The 26,844-nt window shown below is 71.0% G+C and carries 28 protein-coding genes; 11 read left to right on the plus strand and 17 right to left on the minus strand.

From position 1 onward, the window contains the following. Nucleotides 1-38: 38 nt before the first annotated feature. Nucleotides 39-776, minus strand: a complete 738-nt coding sequence (locus GTY96_RS19910; protein WP_143904786.1) for an ABC transporter ATP-binding protein — start codon at nucleotides 774-776, stop codon at nucleotides 39-41. 50 nt (nucleotides 777-826) lie between these two features. Beyond that, nucleotides 827-1,642 carry an MlaE family ABC transporter permease gene (locus GTY96_RS19915; RefSeq protein ID WP_143904479.1) on the minus strand — a complete coding sequence of 272 codons (816 nt, stop codon included), beginning with the start codon at nucleotides 1,640-1,642 and terminating at the stop codon, nucleotides 827-829. A gap of 234 nt (nucleotides 1,643-1,876) precedes the next feature. Here GTY96_RS19915 and GTY96_RS19920 point away from each other — a divergent pair, with 234 nt between their 5' ends. Genes GTY96_RS19920 through GTY96_RS19930 form a run of 3 tightly spaced genes read left to right on the plus strand, consistent with a single transcriptional unit; the run spans nucleotide 1,877 to nucleotide 4,718 of the window. Then, nucleotides 1,877-2,446, plus strand: coding sequence for a hypothetical protein (locus tag GTY96_RS19920; RefSeq protein WP_143904477.1), 570 nt, complete (start codon nucleotides 1,877-1,879; stop codon nucleotides 2,444-2,446). A gap of 44 nt (nucleotides 2,447-2,490) precedes the next feature. Continuing rightward, nucleotides 2,491-3,906: a hypothetical protein gene (locus tag GTY96_RS19925; protein WP_161665511.1), complete on the plus strand. Its 1,416-nt coding sequence runs from the start codon at nucleotides 2,491-2,493 to the stop codon at nucleotides 3,904-3,906. Continuing rightward, nucleotides 3,903-4,718, plus strand: coding sequence for a hypothetical protein (locus tag GTY96_RS19930; protein ID WP_143904473.1), 816 nt, complete (start codon nucleotides 3,903-3,905; stop codon nucleotides 4,716-4,718). Before GTY96_RS19925 ends, GTY96_RS19930 begins: the two co-directional genes overlap by 4 nt. Before the next feature lie 16 nt (nucleotides 4,719-4,734). Here GTY96_RS19930 and GTY96_RS19935 read toward each other — a convergent pair whose 3' ends face one another. From GTY96_RS19935 to GTY96_RS19960, 6 genes are read right to left on the minus strand one after another with little or no spacing between them, the layout of a single operon-like run. Further along, entirely contained in the window at nucleotides 4,735-5,436 is a 702-nt protein-coding gene (locus GTY96_RS19935) for an RluA family pseudouridine synthase (RefSeq protein WP_161665512.1), read from the minus strand. Continuing rightward, nucleotides 5,433-6,926, minus strand: a complete 1,494-nt coding sequence (locus tag GTY96_RS19940) for a M16 family metallopeptidase (RefSeq protein ID WP_161665513.1) — start codon at nucleotides 6,924-6,926, stop codon at nucleotides 5,433-5,435. The genes GTY96_RS19935 and GTY96_RS19940 overlap by 4 nt, the downstream gene beginning before the upstream one ends. 30 nt (nucleotides 6,927-6,956) lie before the next feature. Further along, nucleotides 6,957-8,294 carry a M16 family metallopeptidase gene (locus GTY96_RS19945; protein WP_143904467.1) on the minus strand — a complete coding sequence of 446 codons (1,338 nt, stop codon included), beginning with the start codon at nucleotides 8,292-8,294 and terminating at the stop codon, nucleotides 6,957-6,959. A 27-nt stretch (nucleotides 8,295-8,321) separates the two neighbouring features. Then, nucleotides 8,322-8,981, minus strand: a complete 660-nt coding sequence (locus tag GTY96_RS19950) for a response regulator (RefSeq protein ID WP_186002005.1) — start codon at nucleotides 8,979-8,981, stop codon at nucleotides 8,322-8,324. Nucleotides 8,982-8,983: 2 nt separating this feature from the next. Next, nucleotides 8,984-11,287, minus strand: coding sequence for a serine/threonine protein kinase (locus GTY96_RS19955; protein WP_235685724.1), 2,304 nt, complete (start codon nucleotides 11,285-11,287; stop codon nucleotides 8,984-8,986). Then, the gene (locus GTY96_RS19960; protein ID WP_235685725.1) at nucleotides 11,284-11,541 is read right to left on the minus strand and encodes a hypothetical protein; all 258 of its coding nucleotides are present in this window, start codon (nucleotides 11,539-11,541) and stop codon (nucleotides 11,284-11,286) included. The genes GTY96_RS19955 and GTY96_RS19960 overlap by 4 nt, the downstream gene beginning before the upstream one ends. A 121-nt stretch (nucleotides 11,542-11,662) precedes the next feature. Between GTY96_RS19960 and GTY96_RS19965 the strand changes: the two genes are divergently transcribed. After that, nucleotides 11,663-13,372 carry an HAD-IG family 5'-nucleotidase gene (locus tag GTY96_RS19965; protein ID WP_143904459.1) on the plus strand — a complete coding sequence of 570 codons (1,710 nt, stop codon included), beginning with the start codon at nucleotides 11,663-11,665 and terminating at the stop codon, nucleotides 13,370-13,372. 1 nt (nucleotide 13,373) lies between these two features. Here the strand turns inward: GTY96_RS19965 and GTY96_RS19970 are convergent, their stop codons facing one another. From GTY96_RS19970 to GTY96_RS19990, 5 genes are all read right to left on the minus strand, one after another. After that, complete coding sequence (locus GTY96_RS19970; protein WP_161665515.1) at nucleotides 13,374-14,156, minus strand: class I SAM-dependent methyltransferase; 783 nt, start codon at nucleotides 14,154-14,156, stop codon at nucleotides 13,374-13,376. 13 nt (nucleotides 14,157-14,169) lie between these two features. Then, nucleotides 14,170-16,332 (minus strand): sensor domain-containing diguanylate cyclase, encoded by a 2,163-nt coding sequence (locus GTY96_RS19975; RefSeq protein WP_143904455.1) that lies wholly within the window; start codon nucleotides 16,330-16,332, stop codon nucleotides 14,170-14,172. Then, the gene (locus tag GTY96_RS19980; protein ID WP_143904453.1) at nucleotides 16,329-16,610 is read right to left on the minus strand and encodes an FtsB family cell division protein; all 282 of its coding nucleotides are present in this window, start codon (nucleotides 16,608-16,610) and stop codon (nucleotides 16,329-16,331) included. The genes GTY96_RS19975 and GTY96_RS19980 overlap by 4 nt, the downstream gene beginning before the upstream one ends. An 82-nt stretch (nucleotides 16,611-16,692) precedes the next feature. Next, nucleotides 16,693-17,220 carry a TlpA family protein disulfide reductase gene (locus GTY96_RS19985; RefSeq protein WP_161665516.1) on the minus strand — a complete coding sequence of 176 codons (528 nt, stop codon included), beginning with the start codon at nucleotides 17,218-17,220 and terminating at the stop codon, nucleotides 16,693-16,695. 4 nt (nucleotides 17,221-17,224) lie between these two features. After that, nucleotides 17,225-17,713: a Fur family transcriptional regulator gene (locus GTY96_RS19990; RefSeq protein WP_186002004.1), complete on the minus strand. Its 489-nt coding sequence runs from the start codon at nucleotides 17,711-17,713 to the stop codon at nucleotides 17,225-17,227. Nucleotides 17,714-17,942: 229 nt separating this feature from the next. Here GTY96_RS19990 and GTY96_RS19995 point away from each other — a divergent pair, with 229 nt between their 5' ends. The 4 genes from GTY96_RS19995 to GTY96_RS20010 all read left to right on the plus strand — a co-directional run bounded on the left by GTY96_RS19995 (nucleotide 17,943) and on the right by GTY96_RS20010 (nucleotide 20,625). Next, entirely contained in the window at nucleotides 17,943-19,193 is a 1,251-nt protein-coding gene (locus tag GTY96_RS19995) for a hypothetical protein (protein WP_161665517.1), read from the plus strand. Nucleotides 19,194-19,210: 17 nt separating this feature from the next. Continuing rightward, nucleotides 19,211-19,543 (plus strand): FmdB family zinc ribbon protein, encoded by a 333-nt coding sequence (locus GTY96_RS20000; RefSeq protein WP_161665518.1) that lies wholly within the window; start codon nucleotides 19,211-19,213, stop codon nucleotides 19,541-19,543. 65 nt (nucleotides 19,544-19,608) lie between these two features. Further along, nucleotides 19,609-19,812, plus strand: a complete 204-nt coding sequence (locus GTY96_RS20005) for a hypothetical protein (RefSeq protein ID WP_143904444.1) — start codon at nucleotides 19,609-19,611, stop codon at nucleotides 19,810-19,812. 54 nt (nucleotides 19,813-19,866) lie between these two features. Further along, nucleotides 19,867-20,625: a hypothetical protein gene (locus tag GTY96_RS20010; RefSeq protein WP_143904442.1), complete on the plus strand. Its 759-nt coding sequence runs from the start codon at nucleotides 19,867-19,869 to the stop codon at nucleotides 20,623-20,625. On the opposite strand, the gene GTY96_RS20015 is transcribed toward GTY96_RS20010, so the two are convergent. Together GTY96_RS20015 and GTY96_RS20020 are read right to left on the minus strand one after the other, a co-directional pair. Then, nucleotides 20,622-21,356, minus strand: coding sequence for a PHP-associated domain-containing protein (locus GTY96_RS20015; RefSeq protein ID WP_143904440.1), 735 nt, complete (start codon nucleotides 21,354-21,356; stop codon nucleotides 20,622-20,624). The two genes, GTY96_RS20010 and GTY96_RS20015, sit on opposite strands and share 4 nt — an antisense overlap. Nucleotides 21,357-21,406: 50 nt before the next feature. Next, on the minus strand, nucleotides 21,407-21,682 hold the full coding sequence (locus GTY96_RS20020; protein ID WP_143904438.1) for a hypothetical protein: 276 nt from the start codon (nucleotides 21,680-21,682) through the stop codon (nucleotides 21,407-21,409). Between the two features lie 251 nt (nucleotides 21,683-21,933). Between GTY96_RS20020 and GTY96_RS20025 the strand changes: the two genes are divergently transcribed. The 3 genes from GTY96_RS20025 (at nucleotide 21,934) to GTY96_RS20035 (ending at nucleotide 24,256) form a co-directional block, all read left to right on the plus strand. Continuing rightward, a complete protein-coding gene (locus tag GTY96_RS20025; RefSeq protein WP_143904436.1) occupies nucleotides 21,934-22,128 on the plus strand; it encodes a hypothetical protein in 195 nt (64 codons plus the stop codon). Between the two features lie 96 nt (nucleotides 22,129-22,224). Further along, entirely contained in the window at nucleotides 22,225-23,610 is a 1,386-nt protein-coding gene (locus tag GTY96_RS20030) for a sigma 54-interacting transcriptional regulator (protein WP_143904434.1), read from the plus strand. A gap of 175 nt (nucleotides 23,611-23,785) precedes the next feature. Further along, nucleotides 23,786-24,256 (plus strand): hypothetical protein, encoded by a 471-nt coding sequence (locus GTY96_RS20035; RefSeq protein ID WP_143904433.1) that lies wholly within the window; start codon nucleotides 23,786-23,788, stop codon nucleotides 24,254-24,256. Between the two features lie 16 nt (nucleotides 24,257-24,272). Here the strand turns inward: GTY96_RS20035 and GTY96_RS20040 are convergent, their stop codons facing one another. Both GTY96_RS20040 and GTY96_RS20045 read right to left on the minus strand, forming a co-directional pair. After that, on the minus strand, nucleotides 24,273-25,232 hold the full coding sequence (locus tag GTY96_RS20040) for a hypothetical protein (protein ID WP_161665519.1): 960 nt from the start codon (nucleotides 25,230-25,232) through the stop codon (nucleotides 24,273-24,275). 246 nt (nucleotides 25,233-25,478) lie between these two features. Beyond that, nucleotides 25,479-26,165: a hypothetical protein gene (locus GTY96_RS20045; RefSeq protein WP_143904429.1), complete on the minus strand. Its 687-nt coding sequence runs from the start codon at nucleotides 26,163-26,165 to the stop codon at nucleotides 25,479-25,481. Nucleotides 26,166-26,844 lie beyond the last annotated feature (679 nt).

Consider the following 26,844-nt stretch of genomic DNA (forward strand, 5'->3'; position numbering starts at 1 on the left):
GCCGAATTCCTTGAGGGCCCCAGTTCTTGCAAGGCGCCCTAGTTCTTTCCGAACCAGGTCTGGAGGAAGATCTGGACGGCGGGGTGCTGGGATTCGCGCAGCTGCTCCGGCGGCCCGTGCTCCACGATGACGCCCTTGGACAGGAAGGCGATCTGGTTGGCCACGTTGAACGCGGACGCGATGTCGTGGCTGATGACGACGCTGGTGACGCCCAGCTCCTTCTGCGCGGTGAGGATCATGTCGTCCACGGAGTCCGTGGTGATGGGATCCAGGCCGGTGGTGGGCTCGTCGTAGAGGACCACCTTGGGATCCAGCACCACGGCGCGCGCCAGGCCCACGCGCTTGCGCATGCCGCCGGACAGGTCCGCCGGGAAGCGGTCCTCCACCGCGCGCTTGAGCCCCATGAGGTCCAGGCGCTTGCGCACCTTTTCGCGGATGGCGTCCTCTGGCAGCTGGGTGTGCTGACGCAGGGGGAAGGCGACGTTCTCGAACACCGTCATGGAGTCGAAGAGCGCGGCGGCCTGGAACACCATGCCGAAGCTGCGGCGGACCTGCTGCAGTCCCTCCACGCTCATGGGGACGATGTCCTGCCCGTCGATGATGACCTGGCCCGTGTCCGGCTTGAGCAGGCCGATCATGTGCTTCATCAGCACCGTCTTGCCGGAGCCGGAGCCCCCCAGGATGACGCAGGTGCTGCCCGCGGGAACGGTGAGGTTGATGCCGGTGAGCACCTTGTTCCCGCCGAACGTCTTGTGCAGGTCCACGATGTCGATCATCGCCCGCTCTGCCCCGGTGGACTCGGGGAGGGGCGCGTTCGGCGGGCCCATCAGTGCATCAACATGCCGACGATGAAGTCGAGGATGAAGATGGACAGGGCGCTGGCGACCATCGCCTCGGTGGTGGCCTGACCCACGCCCTTGGCGCCACCGGACGCGTTGAACCCCTTGAAACAACAGATGAGGGCCACCGCGAGCCCGAAGATGGCGCCCTTGATCAACCCCTCGTAGATGTCCGCGGGAGCCATCCACTGCTGGGTGCGCGACAGGAACGTACCGGGGGAGATGCCCAGGCCGAACACCGCGACGACGTACGCCCCCGCCATGCCCGTGGTGTTGAAGAGCATGGTGAGCGCGGGGACCATGAACAGCCCCGCGAGCACCCGGGGCACCAGCAGGTACTGCACCGGGTTGACGGCCATGGTCTCCAGCGCGTCCACCTGCTCGGTGACCCGCATGGTGCCCAGCTCCGTGCACATGGCGGACCCGGCGCGCATGGTGACCATCAGCGCGGCGAACACGGACGCCAGCTCGCGCGTGAGCGTCAGGGCCACGGTGGGGCCCACGAGGCTCTCCGCGTCGAACAGGGCGAACGCGGTGGACGTCTGGAGCGCGAACACCATGCCGGTGAAGCTGCCGGTGAGCGCCACGATGAAGATGGAGCCCACGCCCACGAAGTCCAGCTGGGTGAAGAGGTTGTGCAGCCGGAAGGGGCGCCGCACGCTCCAGCGGAAGACGTCCAGGCCCAGGGCGACGACGCCGCCAATGCTGCTGACGACGTCGATGATGCCCTTGCCGAGGCCCTCCACCGACTGGATGAAGGCGCCGGTGAACCGGTTGGGTTTGCTGGGGGTCTCGGTGGTCATGCGCTCAGGCGGGCTACTCTACGTGCCCCGGACGGGCGCACAAGCGAACTCCGTGGCGGCCCATCCCACCCCTCCCTCCATCCGGTTGGCTGCCCGGGGGGCGCTCACGCGGCGCGCGGGTGCGATGCGATGGTGCTTCCTCCGCCTGGGGTCGGCCGTTATGTTCCGCGGCCCTCTTTCTTCCACGCCCGGCGCGCCCTTCGGGGAGTTGCCGGGCCAGAGCGACACGACAGAATGGCTACTCAGAAGGTCGGCGGCGAGGTGGATGCCCAGTGCACCCGCTGCAAGATGAACCTGGCGCATACGATTCTCGCGATGGTGGGCCCCAAGATCGTGCGCGTCCGCTGCAACACGTGCGGCGGGGACCACGCGTTCCGGGGCGCGCCGGGCGCCACGGATCGCCCCACGAAGACGTCCACGACCCGGGCGCCGCGCGCCGCCTCCTCCGGCACGACCCGCGCGGAGAAGGTGGTCATCTCCTTCGACGAGCAGCTGGCGGGCAAGGACATCGCGAGCGCCCCCAAGTACAGCCCCAAGGACACCTACAAGGTGGACCAGGTCATCCACCACCCGACGTTCGGCGTGGGCCTGGTGACCGCGGTGCGCGGCGACAAGGTGGACCTCACCTTCCGCTCCGACACCAAGACGCTGGTGCACGGCCGCGGTGGACCGCAGACGGACAAGCCCGTCTTCAGCCCCCCGACGAACAAGCACACCGGCCCCGCGGACAAGCCCATGGCCGAGCCGCCTCCGGACCTGGACGCCGACGACGCGGCTGAGACTTCCCTGCCTTCCGGGGATTGACCCGGAGGCCGGAGCGGCGGTCAACTGGGATGCGGGTTTCCCGCATGCGTCCGCCGCTCCTCTTCGCCGTTTCGCTTCTGCTGCTGGGTGCCGCCGTGGCGCGGGCGGAACCGCCGGAAGTGGAGGCGACCCCCGGGCGCGTGGTGCTCGGGAGGGATGCCCAGGTCCAGGTGCGGGTCCGGGTGCCGGATGGCGCCGGCCCCGTGCGCGCGGCGGCCTCCTCTGGCACCTGGTCCGCGACGCGGCTGGAAGGCGGCGCCGAGCGCGTCTTCCTCTGGACGCCCCCGAAGGTGCGCTACCCGCTGTGGGCGGTGTTGGTGTTCTGGGTGGAGGGCCCCCGCGCGCCGGAGCTCACCACCGTGCGGTTGCCGCTGCTGGGCCGCACCACGCTGGACGTGTCCACCGCTCCAGGCGCGGAGGTGGTGGTCGCGGTGGGCGAGGCTCGCTTCGGCCCGGTGAAGGCGGACGCGCGCGGCCGGGCGCAGGTGCCCGTGGAGGTGCCTCCGGATGCACGGGAGGCCCGCGTGCTCGCGACGCGGGGGACGCTCACCACGGATCGCCGGGCCCCCCTGGAGGTGCCCTCGGAGCACCCGCTGGTCGCCGCCCTCACACCGGAGCCGCTTCCGTCCGACAGGGGCGGCTGGCTGATCGTCGCGGGCCCGGAGGGTCCGGTGCGGTCCTCCGACCTGGCCGTCACCGCGAAGGGCGCCACGCTCACGGGGATGCCTTCATCGGAGCGCCCCCTCTTCACGGTGAAGCCTCACGCCAACGCGACGGAGGTGTCCGTCGCCGTGCGTTGGCGCGACGCGGCTGACGTGGACGCGGTGCGACTGCGCGCGGGCGTGCTGCCGGGTGAGCCCCGCGCCCCGGAGCCGGTGGAGGTCAAGGCACCCGCGTCCCCTGCCCCGCTCCCCGCGACCGCGCGGTCGCACGGTGTGGGCGAACGGACGTCGTTGTTCCTGCTGGGAGGGGCCGCGTTCGCGAGTGGCGCCAACCGCGGACCGCTCCTGGGGCTGGGGGTCGCGGTGCCGCTGCCGGTGTGGAACGAACGGCTGGCGGTGGAGGCGGAGGTGGGCCTGCGTCACGCGAAGCTCGATGGGCAACAGGGCACCACCGACGTGCACTCGCGCGTCTGGGGGCTTCCCGTGCTTCTGTCCGCGCGCGTCACTCTTTTCCACCAGAGGTCCTTCAGACTGGACGGCCGTGCAGGCGGTGGCGTGCTGGCGTTCCGCCATCGCCTGTCGACGGGAGCATCTGCGACCGGGGCCGTCTTTTCTGACGTGGTGGATGAGCGCAGAGTGGGCGCCATGGGTTTCCTGGCCGCGCAGGGAGCGTATGACCTGGGTCGATGGAGCGTCCTCACGGAGCTGCGCGCCGCGCTGGCGCCGGTGAACACGGATTCGGTGCGCGCCGAGCTTGGAGGCGTGTCCGTGTCCGCGGGGCTGAGGTTCATTCCGTGATGCGACGGGGCCTGGGATGGGGACTGGTGGCGCTCGCGTGCGCATGTCCAGGCAGCCCCGAATCGCTGCCTCCGCCCACCATCCTCTCGGTGGAGCCGGATGCGCTGCCGGTCAACACGCGGGGCGCCCTCACCGTGACGTTCGACGCGCGCTACCCGGTGGCCGTGGACTACGGCGCGAAGACAGTGGACGCGCGGAGGGTCTCGGGCAGCGTCTGGGTGGATGGACGGGAAGCGGAGCCGAGTCGCTTCGATCCCGAGGGCATCGCGATCGTGAGCGTGCCTCGCGGCCTGGGCGTGGGCGAGCACCCGGTGCTGTTGCGTCTGGATGATGGGCGGGAGGCCATGGCCCCCAAGCCGCTCGTCCTCTACCCGCCCGGGCAGGGCAAGGCGGACCCGGACGACGCGGGCGTGCTGGTGGCGAGAGACGCGGGGCCCGTCGAAGAGGATGCCGGCTCCGACGCCGGGGACGGCGGCGCACGGGACGCGGGCCCTGGACCGGATGATCCGATCCGCGAGGGCGACATCACGGGGTTCAGCTTCGACGCCATCGAAGGCACGCGCACGAGCCGTCAGGGCTTCGCCATCACCGTGCGGGCGGAGGGCCCCCGGGCCATGCACTTCGATGGCTCCGTGGAGCTCACCGCGTCGCGCGGCACGGTGTCACCTCCGAAGATTGGCCCCTGTGACGACGGCGTGTGCACCGCGACCATCGTCATGGACGCGCCCGCTGGCAACGTGAGGCTCTTCGCGCTGGACGCCTTCGGCGCCACGGGAGAGTCCAACACCTTCAGGCTGGAGCCCTCCAAGTAGCTGTCGCGCGGACGCTTCACCCGGCCGCGCGCAGCAACTCCAGCGTGCGCAGCAGGTCCTCGGGCAATGGGGCATCCACCGCGCGCGCGGGCACCCCGGGCAGCGCGGGCCACTCCACGCGCGCGGCGTGCAACGGCGTGCGTGCCAGCACCTCGCGTGTCCCCTGCCCTCCCAGGTCGGCCTCGGTGAGCGGGGCCTCGCGGCCGTACTGGTGATCCACCAGCAACGGGTGCCCCAGCGACAGCAGGTGCACGCGAATCTGATGCGTGCGCCCCGTCTCCGGCTCCGCCTCCACCAGCGAGGCCCGCGCGAAGGTCTCCACGGGGCGGACGCGCGTGCGCGAGGGCTTCGCGTCCGGCTCCTCCGGCTTCGCCACGCGCATGCGGCCCTTGCGGCCGGCCACCAGCGGCGCGTCCACCCACTGGGGCGCCTCCAGCCGGCCCTCCACCAGCGCCCGGTAGCGCTTGCGCACCTTGCCCGTCTCGAAGGCCTGGGACAGCGCGCGGTGCACGTCCGCGTCGAGCGCGAAGACGAGCGCGCCGGAGGTGTCCCGGTCCAGCCGGTGCACCACGTACACCTTGCGGCCCCGCTCCGCCTCCAGCGTGTCCCGCAGGCTCGGGCCGCCCTCCCGGCCGGGGATGACGAGCACCCCGGCCGGCTTGTCCACCACCAGCACGCCCGCGCCTTCGAAGAGGACTCGGGGAGAACCCCCGCTCATTCGTAGTCCGACGCCGGCACGACGGTGATGGGGCCCAGCCCCTCCAGCAGCGGCTTGACCTCCGACGCCTTGCCCAGCACGACGATGACCGGCCGGTCCGCGAACGCGTACTTCTTCGACACCCGCGCCACGTCCTTGGGGGTCACCGCGCGGAGCCGGTCGCGGAACTTCTCCACCCAGTCGTCGCCCAGTCCATGGATGCGCATGTCCGCGATGACGGAGGCCACGGACTCGTTGGTCTCCGTGCGCAGCGGGTACAGGCCCGCCAGGTAGCTCTGCGCGTCCTTCAGCTCGCGCGGCTTGAGGCCGCCGTCGCGCACGCCGTGGATCTCCTTCAGCGCCACGTCGATGATCTCCCGCGTGGACGCCGTCTTGGTGAACGTGGACAGCCCGAACACACCGCCCGCGCTCATCGTGTCGAAGTAGGAGCTGACGCCGTAGGTGAGCCCCCGGTTGACGCGGATCTCGTTCATCAGCCGCGACGTGAAGCCGCCGCCCAGCGCGATGTTCATCGCCGTGGCCGGGAAGTAGTCCTCGTGGCCCAGCCAGAAGCCCGGCCCTCCCAGGCGCACCTGGGACTGCGTCTGGTCCGGCTTGTCCACCAGCAGCACCTGCCCCGCCCTGGCCAGCGGCTCCTGCTTGCGCGGCAGCTCCGGCGGCGTGTCCGGGCCCCCCGTCCAGCCAGCGAAGGCGCGCTCCGCCTCCGCGGCCACCGTCTCCGGGGCGAGCGCGCCCACCACCGTGAGCAGCGACACGCGCGGCCCCATGCGCTCGGCGTGGAAGCGCACCACGTCCTCGCGCGTGAAGGTGGACACGGTGCGCTTGATGCCGCCCAGGTCGCGCCCGTACGGATGCTCGCCCCACATGGCGCGCGTGAAGGCGCGGTCCGCGATGGAGGACGGGTCGTCCAGGTCGTTGGCGAACTGCGCCAGCGCGCGCTCCCGGGCGTCCACCACCTCCTGCTCCGGGAACGTGGGCTCGCGCACCACCTGCCCCAGCATGTCGAGCATCGCGGAGAAGTGCTCCGCGGGCGTGGTGAGGTAGACGGACAGCACGTCCTCGTTGACGCCCGCGTAGAGGCTGGCGCCCACGAACTCCACGGCCTCGCTGATGCCGTCGGCGTCCAGGCGCTTCGTGCCCCGGCGCAGCAGGCGCGCGGTGAAGTCCGCCAGGCCGTCCTTGCCCTGAGGATCCCACGCGCCGCCCGCGCGCATGACCAGCCGCACCGACACCAGCGGCAGCGGCCCCCGCTCGGCGGCGATGACCTTGAGGCCCGTGGACGTGGTGCTCTCGTGCAGCGCGGGCAGCTTCAGCTCACCGGTGGCGGCGGACTTCGGCGCCGGGACGACCTTGAGCTTTCCCCTGGCGCGGGCCGGGGCGGCCTTGCGGACCTGCGCGACCTTCTTGCGCGCGGCCGTGGCTTGTTTGCGCACGGCCTTGGCGGCCTTGCGGACGGTGTTCTTCACGGAGGCGATCTTTCGGGAAGCCATACAGGGAGGGGGTTTCCTCGCGGCGCGCTGTTACGCGTCCACGTCGTCGCCGGGCTCGTTGGCGCCAGCGTCGGGATGGAGGGTGACCACCGAGCGGCGCTCGGGGGCGAAGTACTTCGCGGCCACGGCCTTCACCTGCTCCGCCGTGACGGACGCGTAGAAGGTCGGCAGGGACAGGCCCTCGCGCCAGTCGCCCAGCAGGGCCTCGTAGTGGCCCAGGGCGTGGCCCCGGCCGCTGTTGGTGGACAGCTCGCGCAGGTGGTCCGCGCGCAGGTTGTTCTTCGCCTTCTGAAGTTCCTTCTCGGTGACGCCGTCGCGCGTGAGCTTCTCCAGCTCCGCGTACAGCAGGCCCTCCACCTGGGCCGGATCCGACTCGGGCTTGAGCTCCAGGTAGAACAGGATGGTCCCCGGGTCGATGCGCCAGCTCCAGTCGAGCATCACCGACACGGCGGCCTTCTGGTCATACACCAGGGACTTCACCAGCCGACTGCCCTCGCCCTTGGTGAGGATGTACTGGACCACGTCCAGCACCAGCGTGTCCTCGCTGCTGGCGGCGGGGCCCCGGTAGCCGATCATCACGGACGGCGACTGCGCGGGGTGGCGCACGATGGCGCGGCGCTCGCCCTTCTGCTCCGGCTCCGCGTTGAGCACGGGGGCGGGCGAGGGACCGCGCGGGATGCCGCCGTAGTAGCGGCGCACCAGCGCGAGCGTCTTCTTCGGGTCGATGTCCCCGACGATGTAGAGCACCGCGTTGTTGGGCGCGTAGTACGTGCGGAAGTACTCCTGGCAGTCCTCGCGGGTGATGTTCTCGATGTCCGCCATCCACCCGATGACCGGCCAGCGGTACGCGTGCGCCTTGTAGACGAGCGTGCCCAGCTCCTCGTCCATCATGCCGGGGATCTCATTGTCCACGCGGACGCGGCGCTCTTCCTTCACCACCTCGCGCTCGCGGGTCAGCGTCTCCTGGGAGATGCGCAGCGAGCGCATCCGGTCCGACTCCAGGTCCAGCACCGTCTCCAGGGCGTCGGCGGAGAAGTCGTCGTAGTACACCGTCATGTCGTTGGACGTGTACGCGTTGGAGCGGCCGCCGTTCGACTCGAGCGTCTTGTCGAACATCTTGGGGCCGTACTTCTTGGCCCCGTTGAACATCATGTGCTCGAACAGGTGGCTGATGCCCGTGATGCCGGGGCGCTCGTTGCGGCTGCCCACCTGGAAGAAGGTGTAGAGGCTGACGACCGGGGCCTGGTGGTTCGCCAGCAGGCGGACCTTGAGGCCGTTGGGCAGCGTTGCCTCGTGAACGTCGAAGAGGGCGGCGAGGGTGGGGTCCACCGCGCGCACGGCGGAGGACCGCGGGGATGCCTTGGACATAGGTGCCCCACCGTAACCACGGCGGGGCTAGAGATCCACGACACCTTCACGCAGGGCCCTCACCACCGCGTCCACATGGGAGTTGACGCCCATCTTCCGGTAGATATGCGACAGGTGCGTGCGCACCGTGCGCCGCTCCAGCGTCATCACCTGCCCCACCTCCGCGTTGGACAGGCCCTTGGCCACGTAGCGCAGCACGTCCAGTTCGACGGCCGTCAGCCCCCAGGGCAGCTCGGCGGGCTTCTGGGCGGGCTTGGACTGGACGGACTGGAAGTAGTTCCAGAAGCGGCGCGCGATGATGGGCTCCAGCACGGTGCCGCCGTCCATGACCTCCTGGATGCCGGAGCGGATCTTCTCCGGCCCCACCCGCTTCACCAGATACCCGGACGCGCCGGCCTGGATGGCCTCGTAGACCTTCTGCTCCTCCTCGAAGGACGTGAGGATGAGGATCTCCACCTCCGGCGCGCGGCGCTTGACCTTCTGGGTCACCTGGATGCCGTTGAGGCCGGGCAGCTCCAGGTCCAGGAGCACGAGCTGGGGGCGCTCCCGGACGATGTCCTCCACGGACTGCTCGCCGTCCTGGGACGTGCCCACCACCTCCAGCTCCGGGAAGGTGCTCAGCACCTTGACCAGGTTGCGAAGCAGCTGCGGCTGGTCCTCGACGACGAAGATGCGCGTGCGCTCCACGGTCACCGCCTGGTGGGGGGAGGCTGGAACTGTTCATCCAGCTTCTGGTGCTGGCCCCGCGAGAAGCGGAGCTGGAAGTCCTTCTGCTCGCCCGTGGAGAGCGCGACGACGCGGATGTCGCGGGTGCCCACGCGGATCGGGAAGTTCACCAGCGGCGTCGTGCGGCGCACCCGCGCCCCGTCGATGTAGACGCGCGCCGGGAGGTTGGTGCGCAGCGTGAGGAACGCGCGCTGGTTCTTGGGGGGCACGGCCGACTCGGCGGCGTCCTCCGCCCCGTCGTCCAGGTCCTCCACGTCCCTGCCGCCCGGGGCCGGAGGCGCGACGGGGGCTGGCGGCGCGATGGGCTTCAGCGCGGACGGGTTGGCGGTCTGCTCGCCCGGGGCGCCGCTGGCCACGGGCGCGTTCGGATCATACCGGGGCAGCTCCGGCGCATGCACCGGGTCCAGGCCCAGCCGCCACGCGGCGACCGCGAACATGAAGAGGCCCACCAGGGCGATGCCGCCCGCGATGAAGAGCAGGCGCTGGCGGCGGCGCACCGCGTCCGCCGCATCCATGCGCGGCGTCTCCACCGTGTCGAAGCGCTGGTGCACCGGCAGGTGCCGGTCCGACGGCGCGGGCAGCGCGATGTCGTGGCGCGAGCGCGGCTCGTTCCTCGCGGGAGCGGCCTCCGGACGCACGCGGCGCTCGGAGCGCGGCTCCGCCGACAGGGCCTCCGTGGGTTCGCCCCGGCCCCGGCGCTCCTGGCGGGGCGCGCCGGAGTCGCCACCTTCGGGCCCCGCGGGCCGGTCCGCGCTCGCCGGCGGCGTGCCCCCCGAGGCGAGGACCAGGGTCTCCTGCACGGGAGAGCGGCCCGCGGCCCCGCGCGCGGGGCGCAACGCCGGGCGCTTCGTGGACGGCGACGGCTCGTCCTCCGCCCCCAGCGGCTGCCCGGGACGCATCGCGGCGCGGCGGCCCGAGGGCGCGGGCGGTTCGTCCTCGCCCAGGGGAGGCGCGGAGAAGTCCTCGATCACCTTCACGCGCGGGTTGCGCCCGACGCGGGTGGAGGAGTGGCCGTCAGCGCCCCCTTGAGGGACGACCTGCCGCCGGGCCTTCTGCGCGAGGACTCCAGGCGGGGCATCCCAGCCCCCTTCCAGGGGGCCCGCATGGGAGGGGTCGGTGCTCCTCACGTCGTTGACCGCGGCCTCCTCGGCGGACGCGTCGTCGGGGGACTCCTCCGGGGCGTCGTCGGGCGCGTAGTCCTCGGGGCGGAAGGACTCGAAGCCAGGGGCGGCATCCTGCGTGTCCGCGGATGCCTCCTCCTCCGTGGGCGCGCGGCTGTAGGGCGCGCGCTGGACGATGGACGCCTCGTACTCCTCGGCGTGCAGGTCCTCCATCTCCGCGCCGGAGATGGGCTCCAGTTCGAAGGGCTCGGCGAACGGCACGGGCCCGGGGGCGGCGAGGCTCACCTCGTTGGGGAACAGCTCCGACACGAAGCGCGCCACCTCCTCCGCGCCGGGCATGCCCCCGCCGGCGGAGAGGAAGTTGCGCAGGGCCTGGGCGAACTCGCCGCACGAACGGAAGCGCCGCTGCGGCGCCGGATCCAACGCGCGCATCACCGCCGGATCCAACCGGGAGTTGATCCGCCGGTCCAACCGGCTGGGAGGCGGCAGCGTTTCGCGGCGGGTGCTCACGCCGCTGCCGGGCACCACGGGCTCGCGCAGCGTCAGCAGTTCGTAGGCGATGGCGCCCAGCGAGTACACGTCGGAGGCTTCCGTGGGCGGCTCGCCGCGTGTCACCTCCGGCGCGCGGTAGGTGTTGCGGCCCCGGTGCGTGAACGTGCGCTTGAGCTGGGGCACGGAGAGCAGCGCCCGGAGCGCGCCGAAGTCGCAGATGGCCGGGTAGCCCTCGCGGGACAGGAGCACGTTGCCAGGGGTGATGGCGCCGTGGACGACGCCCGCGTCGTGCGCCAGCTGCACCGCCTCCAGGAGCTGGATGACGATGGAGAGCGCCACGGTGGGCGGCAGCAGCACCTCCTTGGTGTTGAGGCGCTGGAGCGCGACGCCCAGCGTGAAGCCGTCCACGTCCTCGCGCACCACGGCGAGCCGCTGGCGCACGAAGCCCAGGTCCACGGTGTGGAGGATGCCCGGGTGGCGCACGGGCTGGAGCAGCCGCACCGTCTCCGCCAGCTCCCGGGCATAGGCGGGGTCGGAGGTGCGCGGCAGGAAGAGCTTCACCGCGACGGGGAGGGTGGGCAGCAGCAGGGCCTCGTACAGCTCCGCCAGGTCTCCTGCCTCCGTGCGCCCGGTGAGCCGGTACATCCCGCTCATCGGGACTTCCGCTGCGTCTTGGGCCGGGCCACGGCGGCGAACACGAAGCCGCACCAGACGCATGAGTCGCCGCGCCGGCCACGGGGCAGCTCCAGGGTGCAGCCGGGGCAGCGCGGGCGGGGCCTGGCGGCCCGAGCGGTGGCGGCGGAGACGCTGGGCCGGGAGCGGACGGGTGGCGGCTTGCGAGCCTCCAGGGCGAGTCGGGCTTCCAGGCGGCGGACCCGGTCCTCCAGCGCGGTGATGCGTGCGGACAAGCGCGCGTGGAGGTCCTCGGCCAGGGCCGGGGATGGACGTGGGGTGCGCATCGTTGGCCAGAGCGTGCCAGCCCCGTGCGAAGCCCGCAAGGACGCGGGCGCGGAGCGGGGGCCGCGTGTTATGTCTTGGGGTCCCGTGTCGCCCCTACTCTCCTCTGCCCAGCCCATCCCGGGCGGACCCTCCGTGGATCCGCTGCACGGGAGCTTCCGTTCCACCATCCACCGGGAGCGCGCCGATGATGCGGCCCGCCGGGCCCGGGAGCTGTTGACCGACGACGTGCTTGGCCGGCTGCTCACCACCCCGCGCGAGCCCGCGGCGCACGTGCCGCATGCGCGCGAGGTGTTCGTCAACCGCAACCTGCGCATGGACCACATCGAACTCATCGGGTTCGACATGGACTACACGCTGGCCATCTACCACATGCGCCGGCTGGAGCAGCTGTCGTTCGACATGACGATCGCGAAGCTGATCAGCGAGTACGGCTACCCGCCGTTCATCGGGGGCCTGCTCTACGACCACCACTTCGTGATGCGCGGCCTGGCGGTGGACCGGGTCAACGGCAACGTCCTGAAGATGGATCGCTTCGGGCACGTGGGGCGCGCGTACCACGGCCTGCGTCCGCTGAAGCCGGACGCGTGGCGGGAGCTGTACCGCAACAAGCGGGTGCGGCTGCGCAACCCGCAGTTCGCGTGGAACGACACGCTCTTCGCCCTGCCGGAGACGTGCCTGTACTCCGGCATCATCGAGCTGATGGAGTCGCTGGGACACGCCGTGAACTACGGCAAGCTCTACGACGACATCCGGGAAGCCATCGACACGGTGCACCGGGACAACTCGCTCAAGCGCGAGGTGCGCAAGGACCTGGCGCGCTACGTGTTCCTGGATCCGGAGCTGGGGCCGGCGCTGCACAAGCTGCGCTCGGGCGGCAAGAAGCTGTTCCTGCTGACGAACTCCGCGTGGGACTACACGAACGCGGTGATGCGCTACCTGCTGGACGGGCAGCTGCCGGAGTACCCCAGCTGGCGCAACTACTTCGACTTCACGGTGACGGCGGCGGGCAAGCCGGCCTTCTTCACGGAGAACCGGCCGTTCCTGGAGCTGGACTCGACGACGGAGGCCGGCAAGGTCGTGGGCGAGGCGAAGTCGCTGGAGCGCGGCACGGTGTACTCGGGCGGCAACCTGGCCCAGTTCGAGGAGTTCACCGGCTACCGGGGCGAGCACATCCTCTACGTGGGCGACCACATCTACGGCGACATCCTGAAGTCGAAGAAGTCGTCGCTGTGGCGCACATGCATGATCGTCCAGGAGATCGAGGACGAGATCACCTACACGGACCAACGGCGCGAGGAGATCGTCACGCTGTCGGAGGTGGAGCTGACGCGCGCGCGGCTGGACGACGAGGTGAACCACCGCAAGACGGTGCTGAACACGCTGGAGCGCAGGCTGGAGCGCGAGGAACTGCCGGAGGCGGAGCGCCTGGAGGCGGAGGAGCTGCGCAAGAAGACGAAGGCGGAGCTGGAGAAGCTGCGCCGGTCGTTGAAGGCGACCAACGGCATCGCGGACACGCTGGAGCGCGACGTGGAGGAGGGCTTCAATCCGTACTGGGGCCTGCTGTTCAAGGAGGGCAACGAGAACAGCCGCTTCGGCTACCAGGTGGAGCAGTACGCGTGTCTCTACACGAGCCGGGTGTCGAACTTCCTGCACCACTCGCCCATGCAGTACTACCGCTCGCCGCGCGACCTGATGGCGCACGAGCAGGCCGGCGCGCTGTCGAGCAAGCTGTCCCCCATGGGCAGTGAAGGCCCGCCGAAGGGGTCGGAGAAGGAGTAGCTCACGGCGTCGCGGGAAGCCGGCCCCAGATGACGTCGCTGAAGCGCGAGGTGGGCTCCGGCTGGAGGCCCAGCTTGCGCAGGTCGTCGGTGTGCCGGGCGCCCTTCACGACCACCCACCGGCGCGCGACGCGCCTCCCCTCCTCCAGCGCCTCGTGCGTGAGGGGGGCGTGCTCTGCGAAGCGGCGCAGGACGTCGAAGGCGGGCTGGGCCTTCTTGGGCTTCGCGAACATCGGGTCGAAGAAGACGACGTCGAAGGACTTCGCGGGGAGTGTCTTGAGGTACGCGTGCGCGTCCGCGTGGTGCACCTCGACGGCGCAGGAGTCCGCGCCCCGCGCGTAGCGCTGGAGCCCTTCCGCGGCGACGACGCACAGGGGCAGGCTCTTCTCCAGGCCCACCACCCTGCCCTCCGGGCCCACGGCGAGCGACGCGACCAGCGCGTCCTGCGCGAGCCCCAGGGTGCAGTCGAGCACGGCGTCGCCCGGCACCAGCTCCGCGACCTTGAGGAACGCGTCATCGCGCTGCCCCTGCCGCAGCCGCATGCGCCGCAGGTGGGCCATGCCCGCGTGGAAGCCGAACGAGCCGTGCGGCTCCCACAGCGTCACGCCATCGCCGCCCACGACGAGCAGCGCGTCGACCTTGCTGCCCAGCCAGGGCGCGATGCCCTCGCTGGAGCGACGGGAGAGGAATGGCAGGCTCCACCGCTGCGCCACGGCCCGCGCCTCGCGCACCGTGGCCACGTCCGTCTTGGTGCTGGTGGTGACAGCGAGGGGGAGCGGCGGCATGGACACCGCGGCCCTACTCCGCGACCGCCTGGAGCTTCCGGCCGCCCTGCATCTGCGCCACCGTCACGGACTGGTTCCGGCCGTTGCGCTTCGAGTGGTACAGGCACTGGTCCGCCAGGTCGATCAGCTGCTGCTTCTCCAGCGCGTTGTCCGGGAACGTCGCGATGCCCAGCGACATGGTGATGCGCAGCGGGCCCATCTCCGTCTGGAACACCTCCGCCATCACCGCCTCGCGGATGCGCTCCGCGATGACCTTCGCGCCCTGCGCGTCCGTCTCCGGCATCACCATCACGAACTCCTCGCCGCCGTAGCGCGCGACGACGTCCGTGTCCCTTGCCAGCGTCTTGATGATGCGCGCCACGCCCTTGAGCACCTGGTCGCCCGTGGGGTGGCCGTAGGTGTCGTTCACGTTCTTGAAGTGGTCCACGTCCGTCAACACGATGGAGCACTTGCGCTGGTAGCGCCGCGCCTGCGCCAGGATGTCGTCCGCGCGCGACTGGAACGTGCGGTGGTTGAGCAGCCCCGTGAGGCCGTCCGTCGTCGCCATCCGCTCCATCTGCTCGTAGAGCTGCGCGCGCAAGACGGCCTGCGCCGCCTGGATCGCGATGACTTCAATCATCCGCAGCACGTCCTGCTCGAACGCGGCCTTCTTGCGCGACCCCGCCACCAGCGTGCCCAGGATGCGGTCCCCCGCCACCAGCGGGAAGATCTTCAGCGCGCCCAGCCCGCGCACCTGCGTCTCCTCATCGAAGATGACCTGGCGGTCCATCGCCTTGATGTCCCGCCCCGGCAGCGGCGCCCCGTAGCGCACCACGTTCGCGACCAGGCCGTTGTTGTCCTGGAACGTGCGACCCTCCAGCGCCTTGCCCTGCGCCGTCACGCCCGTCATCCGCATCACGCGGTGCACCCGCTTGCCCTCCTGCTCGGAGACCAGCGTCACCGCGCAGAAGTCCAGGCCCGCCAGCTGCCGCGTCGACTCCAGCACCGCCACGAACACTTGATCCGGGCTGCCCGCGCGGTTCAGCTCCTCGATGGCCCGGAAGAACCGGTCCTTCTCGTCGCGCGTCTTGCGGATGTAGCTCATCACCCGCTCCACCTCGATGGAGCGCAGCACCTCGCCCGCGATCGTCGTGAGCAGCTTCTCGTCCTGGTCGGTGAACGGCTCGTTCTTCAGCTTGTCCGCCACCAGCACGCCGCGCACCAGGCCGCTGCCCTCCAGGATGGGCACCGCCAGCAGCGCCTGCACCGTGGGACCGCCGCCTTCGTAGTACGTGACGCCCTTCAGCCCCTGCGGCGAGTTCATCCGCACCGGCGCGCGGCGCTTCAACACCCCGCCGATGATGCCCTCGCCCGCGTTGAACTTCTCGCGCTGCACCCGCTCCGACCCCGAGCGGCAGTCGTACAGCTTCAGGCTCCGGTCATCCGACGTGAGCAGGAACGCCGCGCACGTGTCCGTGCGCAGGCCCGTCTCCGCGATCTCCAGCGCCGCGTGCACCGCGCCTTCAATCTCCTTCACCGACGCGACCAGCCACTTCTCGTCGGAGCTCATCCCGCTGAAGCTGTCCTGCGTCCCGGAGCTCACCAGCCGGAAGGTGCGCGCGCGCTCCTCCACCTCGCGGATGCGCTTCTGCACCGCGTCCGACTCCGCCCGCTTCGCCACCGCCATCCGCGCGGACAACACCAGGTGGTACAGGCCCGCGAACAGCGCGAGGAACAGGGTGTGCGTCAGGAAGCCGGTGAGGTTCACCACCGGCCCGCCCAGCGTCACCAGCCCGTCGAACACCAGCGCCACGCCCAGCAGCGTCATGCCCGCGTTGCGCGGCAGGAACGCCACCAGGAACGCCATCAACAGGTAGACGATGGGGAACAGCTCCCCGCCGCCAATCGCCACCACGATGAACGCCGCGGAGATGAGCCCGCCGCCCAGCTCCAGGTCGTCGCGCAGGTCGATGACCGCGCCCACCGAGGAGCGCATCGCCCGGCGCCACGCCGCCATGCCAATGCCGACGAGCAGCCCCACCACCAGCGCCGCCTCCGTCCACCCCAGCGTGTGCAGCCCCCGGAACCCGCCGCGCGCCAGATGGACGAACGTGGCCAGCGCCACGGCCGCGGGGATGGCGCGGAAGAACGCGCGCACCAGCTTCGCCGGAGAGGGCACCACAGGCAGCGAGGTCATGGCGACTCCAGGTGGAAGACGATTTCGCCCGGCTTCACGTAGCCGAGCTCCTCACGCACGGACTGCTCCAGCGCCGCCGGATCCTGGCGGAGCGCGGCGATCTCCTTGCGAAGCGCGTCGTTCTGCGCGGCCAGCGCGCGGTTGCGCCCGTCGAGCGCCTCCACGTCCTGGCGCAGGCGCAGGTAACGGCGGAACCCCTTGGCGTCCGCCACCGAAGCGAGGCTCAGGGCCACCGCCACCACCGCCGCCACCATCAGGAGCTTTCGCCGGGACGTCATGAGCGCCGGCGAAGGTACCAGCGGCCCCCCTGCCCGCAAGAATTCCGCTCCAGCCCTGTAGCACCCCGGGCCGCGCGGGAACTCAGTCCTCTTTCAGCAGCTTCTCGATGGCCTTCGCCACGTCCGCCTGGCCCTCCACGCCCTGCCACGCGGCCACCGCGCGGCCGCGCTTGTCCAGCAGCACCGTGCTGGGGAGCCCGCGGATGCGGCCAAACGCGCTCTGCCCCGCGCGCATGTGCTCGTCGGACAGCAGCACCGGGAAGGGGAAGGCGTAGTGGTCCGCGAACGGCCCCAGCACCCGGCCCTCGTCGATGTCCATGCCCACCGCGACGACCTGGAAGCCCTGGGGGCCGTACGTCTTCTGCAGCTGCTCCAGCGTGGGCAGGTCCGCCAGGCACGGGAAGCACCAGGTGGCCAGGAAGGACACCAGCACCACCTTGCCCGGGAGCTGCCGGGGGTCGTAGCGCGTGGGCCCCACCGACGGCAGCCAGAGCGCCCGGAGGAACGCGGGCCCGGCGTCCACCGGCCCGCTGTTCCGGTGACAGCCGGACAGGGACAGCACGCCCAGGGCCACGGCACACACCAGGGCGCGCCCTCGCACCGGGCTCACGCGCTCAGGCCTCCGTCCCCGGGGGGCCACCCCGGAGCTGACAGTCGCGACACAGGCCGTACAGCTCCATCTTGTGCGACGTCACCGTGAAGCCGTGCTTGCGCGCCACCGCGTCCTGGAGCGTCTCGATGCGGTCGTTCTCGAACTCCACGATGGTGCCGCAGCTCGTGCAGATGAGGTGGTCGTGGTGCTCCCGCCCCGCCGCCGCCTCGTAGCGCGTCTGCCCGTCGCCGAAGTTGCGCGCGTGCGCCAGACCGCACTCGTTGAGCAGCTTCATGGTCCGGTACACGGTCGCCACGGACACCTTGGTGTCCTGCTCGCGCACCTTGTTCCACAGCTCCTCCACGGACAGGTGCCCACCCACGGCGAAGAACGTGTCGATGATGAGGCTGCGCTGGCGCGTGCTCTTCAGGCCGTGCTGGGCCATGTAGCGGGCCAGGACGTCATCCTTGTCCAGCGGGGAATGGGCGTGGGAGTGGCTATGGGTCGTCATCTGCAATCTCTGGAGCACCACATGTGTTGAGGCTGGGATGCCCGCCCCCGCAAGACTATTTCGCCGGCCCGGCTCGGGAAGCGCCCGCTCCCCTGCTGACTACCACGGTCGTCGACTTGCGCCGCGCGTGAGCTGTTTACATTGAGGCCGGACTGGCTCATTGACACCTGTCTGGCCGCGAAGATAGAGGCATCCGCCCTCGTAAACGAGCATTTTTCCGAACCTTTCCATGATCAGTCCCTGGCAGAGAAGACGGCAGCCCGATGATGTACCCACCCCGGTGGCGGTGGCGGTGTCGGACTTCTGCCGACGCGCGAAGGCCCCGGCCCCCGCGCAGCAGGTCCGCGAGGCGCTCTCGCTCCTCACCGAGGAGGAGGACTTCCGGGTCCGCGCCCTCACGGACGGTGAACCGGAGGCGTCCCCCCTGGGGCCCTTCGCGGTGGTGGACATCCTGCGCGGCGTGACGCCGTCGCTCGCGGCCCAGCGCCAGCAGTGCGGCTACTACGACGTGGCCCAGGAGCTGGCCCAGGTGCGCGAGGAGAAGACCCCTCCCCCCGCGCCCGCCCCCACGACGCCCACCTTCGCGCTGCCCACCCCGGCTGGCGACGAGGTGGACGCGAAGGCGGGCCGCCGCAAGAGCGCCAAGGCGGAGGCCGCCGCCGTCCAGGAGCGCATCGCGCCCAAGAAGCGCGCCCCCGACACCGCGGACGGCGATGACGCCGCGGACGCGCCGGAGACCGCCGCCCAGGCCGCCCCCTCCCAGGACGAGGAGGCCCCGCGCTTCCTCAAGCGCGAGCTGCCCCGCCCCCGTGGCCGCTTCACCCGCGTGGAGGCCCAGCGGCTGTCGTTCTTCGATCTGACGCGCTCGGAGGGCAAGGAGACGCTGGAGGCCGCCATCGAGGCCACGGAGCACCGCTACTCGCTGCTGCGCACGCTGGAGCACCGCTACAACGGTCCGCGCGGCGAGCTGACGCAGGTGGACATGGAGAACGCCCTCCGCCAGCACGGCATCATGGAGACGCTGGAGGCCCGCGAGCGCGACAACCTCCTGACCGCCTTCGCCGCCCAGCGCGGCGCCACCGGCCGCGTGGGCTGGTCGCTGGGCCTGAGCCCCAACGAGCTGCAGCGGCTCACCCACGCGCTCAGGCTCACCGAAGAGGTGGAGGCCCTGCGCGAGCGCTTCCGCAACGAGGTGCTGGCGACGTCCCACCTCACGCACCGGCTGGACCTGCTCGGCCGGGACAAGTACCTGGCGGACCTGGGCATCCAGAAGCGCTTCATCGACGCGCTCCGCAAGGACCTGGAGCGGCTGGCGAAGGATGCCCTGCCGAGCGCCACCGATCTCCACTCGCTGGCCAACGTCGTGGCTCGTCAGCACGGCGCGCCCGCGGAGCTGGTCACCCGCGCCTTCGAGCGCCTGAACCTGACGGAGTCCCTGCGCAAGCAGCTCTCCGCCCAGGTCGTTCCCCCTTCGCACTGAGACGAGGTACCCACCCCATGCCCATCTACGAGTACGGCTGTTCGGCCTGCGGAAAGACCATCGACGTCCTGCAGAAGATCTCCGACCCGACGCCCGCCGCGTGCACCGCGTGCGGCGCCCCGGGCACGCTGACCAAGCAGGTCAGCCGCTCCAGCTTCCACCTCAAGGGCGGCGGCTGGTACTCGGACCTGTACGGCTCCACGAAGAAGGACGGCGGCGGTTCGTCATCGTCCTCCTCTTCTTCGTCGTCTGGGTCCGCGTCGTCGTCGGCCCCCGCGTCGAGCAGCCCGGCGGCCAGCGCTCCGGCGGCGGCCCCCAGCACGTCGACCGCGTCCGGCGACAAGTCGTAGCGCGGGGCACCGGCGTCCCTGGCTGAAAATTCGCTGGGGGCGCGGGGCGGGCGCAGACTTGACGCGTGCCCTTTCCTCCCTCGAAGCGTCCCCCCCGCCACTGCGCGCTGTGCGGCCATCCGGAGCTGACGGATGCGCGGGGGCAGGGACGATTCCTCCTGGTGGCCGACCCCCACGGCCGCGGTCCGGTGTGTCCTCCCCAGCGGGGCTGCCGCGACGGCAAGCTCGCCGCGGCGGGCACGCCGGCGCTGACGCAGGCCATCCGCTAGGCTAAAGCTGGCCACCGCCGCGCGCGCGCCCCATCCCGCGCGCCTCCAGGTGCCATGCCTCCCTTCCGCTCGCTGTCGTCCCTCCTCCTGGTGCCGCTCGTGGCCGTCGTGGCCACCGGCTGCGCCTCCGCCACCCGCATGTCCCCCGAGGATCGCGCCTCGCTGGACCGGAGCCTCACCGGCCCGGACGCGGAGCGGTTCCTGCGCGTCTCCGCCTACCTGACGCCCTTCTTCGGGGACGCGTCCAAGCGGCTGCTGACGCCCTACCCTCCAGAGGACGTGCGGCTGGTGGATGACACGCAGGGCAAGCCCCTCGACCCCGGTCCCATCCAGGCCACCCTCCCGGCGGGCTCGCGCGTGCGGATCACGAAGGTGGAGTTCCCCACCGCCTGGGCCATCACCGAGCGCGTGCTCTACTCCCCGCGCACCTGGCCGTGGGTGTACGTGACGGTGGAGGGCGCTCCCGCCGGGGAGCAGGTGGTGCTGGTGCTGCCGCCCAACCTGGACCGGCCGGACGACTTCCGCGCGGAGCTGGAGAAGACGCTGTCGCCCCACTCGCCCAAGGCGCAGCTGGACGGCTTCAGCGCGGCGGTGCGGGAGGCGGTGCGCACGAAGAAGCTGGTGGCGGACATGCCCGCGGACGCGGTGCGCATGGCCTGGGGCCCGCCCGAGACGGTGCGCCGCACGCTGGAGGGCACCGCGAAGAACGAGGAGTGGCGCTACCCCGGGGAGCGCCGCAAGGCGTTCCTCACCGACGGGCGGCTGGTGCGCGCGGAGGAAGCGGGCGCGTCCGTCCTGCCCCGAGGGCCTTAGCGCCGGCCGCCGCGGCGGTGCTGCTTCTTGCCACCACCGCCGCCGCCCTTGCGCTGGGCCTGGGCCTCGCCCGGCCGGGTGAGGCGGGGCAGCTCGCCGGCCATCACCGGCCAGAAGTCGCCCTTGAAGAGCTCCTCCACCAGCTGCGCCTGGGTGAGCACGTCGCGCTTGAAGAAGGTGGCGCCCCGGCCCATCTCGTCCAGGGAGCCGCGCGCGTCGCTGCCCCCCACGCAGGGCAGCTTGAGCCCGTCCGCGGCCTCCACGGCGAGGTCGTTGGCCGTCTGCTTCACCTTGGCGTTGTAGCCCTCCACGGCGCACAGCACGCCCGACAGCGAGCGCACGTAGTCCATGGCCGGGTTGGGCACGTCGCGGTCGAACGGGCGGGCCGCGACGATGGCCGCGCCCAGGGCCTTCACCTTGGGCAGGCACTCGGCCGCGCTCCAGGGCTTCTCTCGGTTGCTGCCCCACATCTGCACGGGCTCCGGCGCCAGCTCCGGCTTCGGGAAGAAGCACAGGTACTGGCCCCGGTCCGTCACCAGCTCCAGCCCCACGAAGACCTTCACCTTGGACCTGGCGCCGATCTCGAAGAGCTCGTCGCAGCCGTCCTGGGTGTTGGTCTCCGTGAACGCCACCGCGTCCAGGCCGAACATCGCCGCCCGCTCGAGCACGGCGCGCGGCTCCAGGTCGCACCCCTTGGACAGATGGGAATGGGCGTGTAGGTCGATGAGCATGGGCGACGCGTGCCTAACAGGCCTCCCCGGGGCCTGTCGAGCACCGGCGCTCAGGCGTAGGCGTAGGACTGGAAGTTGCCCTGCCGGGCCTGGCTGTTCTTCTCCTCGTAGGTGCGGATGAGGTAGCCCATCAGCATCAGCGACGAGGTGTTCTCCAGCACCCGCGACGGGTCCTTGGAGATGAGGTTGGCGCTGTAGTTCAGGAAGAACTGCGCCAGCTCCTCGCCCGCTTCCTTGACGATGAGGGCATTGAGCGCGCTCGGCTCCATGGTGCGGATGGTGTTGATGAAGTCCACCGCCAGGTCCTTCTTCGTCTTCATGTCCACGGTCCTGCCCCCTTTTTCCCGCCCATGCCCCTGGGACCGCCACGGCCCCGGGCCCCGCCCCAATCCAAGAACCGGGTGCGACCGGGTGAACCTATGCATGCCCTGGGACCTGCAAACCCCCACCCTCCGCGCCCCCCTGCCTCCTCACGGGTCCCCAACTTTCGGCGCGCCGCATTTTTGACACCTTGAAAAGGCGTGTGCGATAACTCCCGGTCAGCCTTTTCTCACCACCGCACAAGGAGTGGCAGGCGATGTTCACGGGCGTGAAGGTCTTCTCCGCTACGAAGGCCAAGGAGCGGGAAGAGTTGGGTGAGAACGTCACCCGCTGGATCAAGAGCAACTCGGATCTGGAGATCGTGGACCGGGTCGTCTGCCAGTCCTCGGACAACGAGTTCCACTGCTACACCTTGGTGCTGTTCTACAAGCACGCGAAGCCGCCGGCCTGACCCCCGAGCCTGCCCGCGTCATCCCGGCCCGTCCTCCCGCGTACGCGCATCTTCCGGTGCGCGCGGGGAGGCCGGGCCTTTCCATTTCCGTATGTTATGGTCCGCGCCGTGGCGCGCTTCGGGGATGACAGCGGGGAAGAGGACCGTCAGCTTCGGACGGACGCGCTGCCGGCGATGCGGACGGCGCGGGTGCGGGTGCGGCTGGTGGTGCTCTCCGGGCCGGACGCGGGCCATGGCTACCCGTTGACGCCGGGGCGGTACCGGGTGGGAGCGGATCCCGGGTCGGACATCGTCGTCGCGGACCGGGCGGTGTCGCGCAGTCATCTGCTGCTGGACGTGCGCGAGGACAGCGTCCAGGCGGTGGACGTGGGCTCGCGCAACGGCTCCTTCTGCGAGGGCATGCGCTTCACCACCCTGGAGGTGCGCCCCGGAGCCGTGCTGACGCTGGGCACCACGGAGCTGAAGCTCGTCCCGGAGGGCGAGAAGGCGCACACCCTGCCCCTGTCCAACCGTGAACGGTTCGGCAACCTGGTGGGCTCCAGCCGGCGCATGCGGGAGGTGTTCACCCTGCTGGAGCGCGTGGCGCAGGGCGAATCCGACGTGCTCATCCAAGGGGAGACGGGCACGGGCAAGGAGCTGTGCGCGGAGGCGCTGCACACCCACGGCGGGCGCTCCAAGGGGCCCTTCGTCATCGTGGACCTGGCGGGCGTGGCGCCGCAGCTCCTGGAGTCGGAGCTGTTCGGCCATGTGAAGGGCGCCTTCACCGGAGCGCAGGCGGACCGGGCGGGCGCCTTCGAGCGCGCGCACGGGGGCACGCTCTTCCTGGATGAAGTCGGGGAGCTGCCGCTGGAGGTCCAGCCGCGGCTGCTGCGCGCGCTGGAGCGCCGGCAGGTGAAGCGGGTGGGCGCGAACGACTATCGCTCGGTGAACGTGCGGGTGGTGGCCGCCACGCACCAGGACCTGGAGGGCGCGGTGAAGGCGGGCCGCTTCCGAGGGGACCTGTTCCACCGGCTCGCGGTGCTGCGCGCGACGCTGCCGCCCCTGCGCGAGCGCCCGGAGGACATCCCGCTGCTCATCGACACGGTGCTGGAGCGCATGGGCAAGCCGCCCAGTGCCCTGTCGGACCAGACGCGCGCGCTGTTGGCCCAGTACCCGTGGCCGGGCAACGTGCGGGAGCTGCGCAACGTCGTGGACCGGGTGGTGAGCCTGGGCGAGTCGGCGCTGCCGGACCTGCCCGACACGCCGCCTCCGCGCGCGCCGCCCCAGGACCTGGGCCCCGAGGACACGCAGTCGCTGGCGGCGGACCTTCCCTTCAAGGAAGCGAAGGAGCGCCTCATCGAGGGCTTCGAGCGCGACTACCTGAAGACGCTGCTGGAGCGCTGCGGCGGCAACGTGTCCAAGGCGTCGCGCGAGGCGGGCATCGACCGGGTCTACCTGCGCAAGCTGCTGCGCAAGCACGGGCTGGCGTCCGGGCCGGACTGAGCGGGTCCTCCCCTGCCCCGCTCGTCGGGTGCGGGCGCCTCCCTCCCTGGGTCCTCCCCCGGTCGCGGTCGCCGTGGCCCGGGAGACACTGGGGCGGACCTCCCCGGCGGGGGTGGTTGTCGGCCCACGTTTCCGGCCCATCTTTGGGAGCACCAACGCACGCGAGGTGGGGCCCATGCGCCAGGGATTCGGGAGGTGGCTGTTCGTCGGAGGACTCACGCTGTGCGCCATCGCGTGCCAGTCCCGAGAGGGGGCGGTCGTCGAGAGCGGCACGAGGCCCGGGCTCGCGGTGTTCCAGGCCCCTTCGGAGGGGCCGCCGGAGGGCACCGGTGGAAGCGGGAGCGTGGGTGACGCGCTGGCCCAGGACCTCCCGGACTTCTACGGCACGGTGACGAGCGCAGGCAGCCGGGGCTTCACCGTGCGGGATGACGACGGCGTGGAGCGGCCCTTCTCGGTGGCGCCGTCCACGCGCATCCTCCGCGACGGCCAGCGCGTGGCCCGCTCACAGTTGCAGCCAGGGGCGCTGGTCCACACCACCTACGGCGAGCGGCTGGGGACCTGGGTGGCGACCGACGTGGAGATCTACTCCGGCACGCCGTCGCGCGACATGACGGCCGCGGCGACGCCGGCGCCGGTGAAGCGCTGAGAGACAGGCTCGCGCGTCAGTAGACGGCGAGCGCCTGCGGCAGGTGGTAGCTCACGATGGTGAGCACCGGGATCTTCGGGCCCTCGTCCTCGTCATCGGTGGTCATCCCGGACGTGACGCGCAGGCCGTCGAAGCGCGCGAGGATGACGTAGTCGCGGCGGGTCTCCAGGAACGGATCCGGCGCGGCGAGTCGGCCCAGGGCCTCGCGGCCGGTCTCCTCGGAGCTGTTGTCGTACGTCCGCTCGGAGGCGGACTGGGTGGTGCTCTCGCGAGTGAAGATGGAGCCGCCCACGCGGCCCTCGCCTGTCAGCGCCGTCCTTCCGCCCAGGTCACCGGAGGTCTCCGAGACGGAGTCGGTGTGGTACGCGATGCCGACCTCCCGGCGGGAGCCGACGGCCTGGAGGCCCTGCTCCACGAGCCACAGCGTGGGGCGTTCGCCCTCGGAGCGCTGGTCCGCCACCTGCGCGCGCAGGAGCACATAGCGGCCCCGGTAGGTGTCCGGCTGGGCGATGGCGGAGGCGAGCGAGAAGATGGGCACCTTGCGCGAGTGGAGCAGGCGCAGCTCCCCATCCACGCTGCCGCCGCGCTGGGCCACCACGCGGGCGATGAGCGGTGCCGCGTCCGGACGCACGCGGACGTCCTCGGTCCATGCGCTGCCGAGCACGGCGCCCAGTTGGGTGAAGCCGGGGGCCTCCACGCAGAGCTTCAGCGCCAGCCATGCGTCGTCGCGCGACGTCGCCTGGAGCTTGCGGGCGGCGCCCTCGCAGGCGGCGGGCGTGGGATAGCGGGCGAGGAACGCGCGGGCGTCATGCGGCGACGCAGGCGGCTGCTCCGTGGCGGGCCGGGCCGAGGACGCAGGCGGGGCTGGGGGCGGCGCGTCCGTGAGGGTTCGGTCCTCGAGGGCCACGTGGGAGTGCGCGGCACCACAGCCGGTAGCGAGTGCACCCAACAGGGTCAGCAGCGAAAGACGGGACATGGAGCGGGACTCCTGTGCAGGGCGATGGGTGGACTCCAGCGCGGTAGGGCCGGGCGACGGGCTTGTGCGCGGTGGAGTCATGAAGGTCCGTGAAGGGCGTCGCGGGGACTCCAGCGCGGTTGGGCCGGGCGGTGGGCTTGTGCGCGGTGGAGCCGGGAAAGGCTTCGCGGGGACTCCTGCGCGGCGGAGCCGGGCAGCGGGCTTGTGCGCGGTGGAGTCATGCGAGCCTTGGCGGGAGGACGGGGGCTACAGCGCGGCGGAGCCGGAGCGCTGGCTTCCGTGCGAAGGCTCCGACCGGGGGATGGACGCGGACGGGGGCAGCATCATGGAGCAGGCGTCGTGGCACCGCTCGTCCATGCACGCGAGCGTCCCGGGCCCGGCCTGCTGGCGCGACACGTCCGCGTAGCAGCGCTCACCATTGCCGGGGCACTGGCTGCGCGCGGCGCACTCGCAGCAGGTGGAGGCCACGGACGCCATCAACTGCACGTCCTGGAGCACGGTGGACAGCGCGCGGTAGCAGGCACGGGCCGCGGGCGCGAAGCGGCCCTTGGTGTCGACCACCGGCGAGCCACCGTCGATGCCGCAGCGGCCCACGACATCGGCGTACTTGCGCTCGCAGACGGCGACGAGCTTCGCGTCCGGCGTGCCGTCACGGGCGTTGCTGACGGCCTCCGTGCAGAGCGCGCGCGACGCGTCTTTGAGGAGCTTGACGTTGGCGGCCTCCTGGTTGGCGTTGGGGGCGCCGGGTGGCGGCACCTCCGCCTCGAACACGCATTCCTTTCCCGCGCGGAGCGTGTCGACGGTGCAGGACCACGCGGTGGGAGACACATCCACGAGCGGGGGCGCGCCCAGCGCTTCGGGAGGCAGGGACGACGGCGCGGGGCCTGACGGCGCGGCGCCGAAGAGCATCAGGGATAGGAGCATCGCCTTCATGGGCGCTAAGCGTAGGACTTCGGCCCGCGCCGCTCAAACTGCCTCGGCGATCGCGGTTCGCCGCCTGTCATAGAGGCAGGGACGGCGGGTCTGGATTGACCGGTGAGCGATGCCGTAGGGAAAATCCCCACGCCTGCTATCGGAACAGCAGGCGTGGGAACAAGAACCCTTGTCACTTCCAACAGGAACCCTGGTCACCAGCAGCGGACCAACATTCAGATTTCAACCCGCGCCCCACGACCTCGCGGAGCGGCACTGCACGTCCGCGCATACGCCCCGGACGGCAGCGCCTCAACCGGATGGGCTACGTGAAGGCGACTAGTTGACCCATCCATCCGACGATTTCGAAGTGGCTCCCGGATGAGTGTCGGACTTCCACTCGGCCACCCAACTCATGCTGAGGGAGAATCCGGCGTGCTGAAAAAATACGGACTCAAGCAGCACACTCAGACTCAGCGCCATCCAGTGATTCACGATGGCAGTATGATTTCGCGTCGTGGGTTCTTGCATTGAGGGCCTCGGAGTTGTGCTTCTTGAAAGTTGGACCGCACTGAGAACAAGTTGTTCCTGTTACCTTGCTTCGCCAGACACGTCAGCGCACCCGCTGCCGGTCGGATTGCGCGAAACTGGTCCTAGGCTGACGCTTCAGCAGCCTGATCAAGCGTCGGAGCCCGCTGTT

The organism is Corallococcus silvisoli (assembly GCF_009909145.1).
Lineage (GTDB): Bacteria > Myxococcota > Myxococcia > Myxococcales > Myxococcaceae > Corallococcus > Corallococcus silvisoli.

Bases quoted from the DNA above. Each gene is read 5' to 3' on its own strand.
- GTY96_RS19910 (WP_143904786.1), bottom strand. From the start codon at position 776: ATGATCGACATCGTGGACCTGCACAAGACGTTCGGCGGGAACAAGGTG.
- GTY96_RS20015 (WP_143904440.1), bottom strand. From the start codon at position 21,356: ATGCTCATCGACCTACACGCCCATTCCCATCTGTCCAAGGGGTGCGAC.
- GTY96_RS19925 (WP_161665511.1), top strand. From the start codon at position 2,491: ATGCGTCCGCCGCTCCTCTTCGCCGTTTCGCTTCTGCTGCTGGGTGCC.
- GTY96_RS19915 (WP_143904479.1), bottom strand. From the start codon at position 1,642: ATGACCACCGAGACCCCCAGCAAACCCAACCGGTTCACCGGCGCCTTC.
- GTY96_RS19945 (WP_143904467.1), bottom strand. From the start codon at position 8,294: ATGTCCAAGGCATCCCCGCGGTCCTCCGCCGTGCGCGCGGTGGACCCC.
- GTY96_RS19920 (WP_143904477.1), top strand. From the start codon at position 1,877: ATGGCTACTCAGAAGGTCGGCGGCGAGGTGGATGCCCAGTGCACCCGC.
- GTY96_RS20045 (WP_143904429.1), bottom strand. From the start codon at position 26,165: ATGAAGGCGATGCTCCTATCCCTGATGCTCTTCGGCGCCGCGCCGTCA.
- GTY96_RS20040 (WP_161665519.1), bottom strand. From the start codon at position 25,232: ATGTCCCGTCTTTCGCTGCTGACCCTGTTGGGTGCACTCGCTACCGGC.
- GTY96_RS19990 (WP_186002004.1), bottom strand. From the start codon at position 17,713: ATGACGACCCATAGCCACTCCCACGCCCATTCCCCGCTGGACAAGGAT.
- GTY96_RS20010 (WP_143904442.1), top strand. From the start codon at position 19,867: ATGCCTCCCTTCCGCTCGCTGTCGTCCCTCCTCCTGGTGCCGCTCGTG.
- GTY96_RS19935 (WP_161665512.1), bottom strand. From the start codon at position 5,436: ATGAGCGGGGGTTCTCCCCGAGTCCTCTTCGAAGGCGCGGGCGTGCTG.
- GTY96_RS20030 (WP_143904434.1), top strand. From the start codon at position 22,225: ATGGTCCGCGCCGTGGCGCGCTTCGGGGATGACAGCGGGGAAGAGGAC.
- GTY96_RS19965 (WP_143904459.1), top strand. From the start codon at position 11,663: ATGTCTTGGGGTCCCGTGTCGCCCCTACTCTCCTCTGCCCAGCCCATC.
- GTY96_RS20025 (WP_143904436.1), top strand. From the start codon at position 21,934: ATGTTCACGGGCGTGAAGGTCTTCTCCGCTACGAAGGCCAAGGAGCGG.
- GTY96_RS19970 (WP_161665515.1), bottom strand. From the start codon at position 14,156: ATGCCGCCGCTCCCCCTCGCTGTCACCACCAGCACCAAGACGGACGTG.
- GTY96_RS19995 (WP_161665517.1), top strand. From the start codon at position 17,943: ATGATCAGTCCCTGGCAGAGAAGACGGCAGCCCGATGATGTACCCACC.
- GTY96_RS20035 (WP_143904433.1), top strand. From the start codon at position 23,786: ATGCGCCAGGGATTCGGGAGGTGGCTGTTCGTCGGAGGACTCACGCTG.
- GTY96_RS19955 (WP_235685724.1), bottom strand. From the start codon at position 11,287: ATGAGCGGGATGTACCGGCTCACCGGGCGCACGGAGGCAGGAGACCTG.
- GTY96_RS20000 (WP_161665518.1), top strand. From the start codon at position 19,211: ATGCCCATCTACGAGTACGGCTGTTCGGCCTGCGGAAAGACCATCGAC.
- GTY96_RS19940 (WP_161665513.1), bottom strand. From the start codon at position 6,926: ATGGCTTCCCGAAAGATCGCCTCCGTGAAGAACACCGTCCGCAAGGCC.
- GTY96_RS19975 (WP_143904455.1), bottom strand. From the start codon at position 16,332: ATGACCTCGCTGCCTGTGGTGCCCTCTCCGGCGAAGCTGGTGCGCGCG.
- GTY96_RS19980 (WP_143904453.1), bottom strand. From the start codon at position 16,610: ATGACGTCCCGGCGAAAGCTCCTGATGGTGGCGGCGGTGGTGGCGGTG.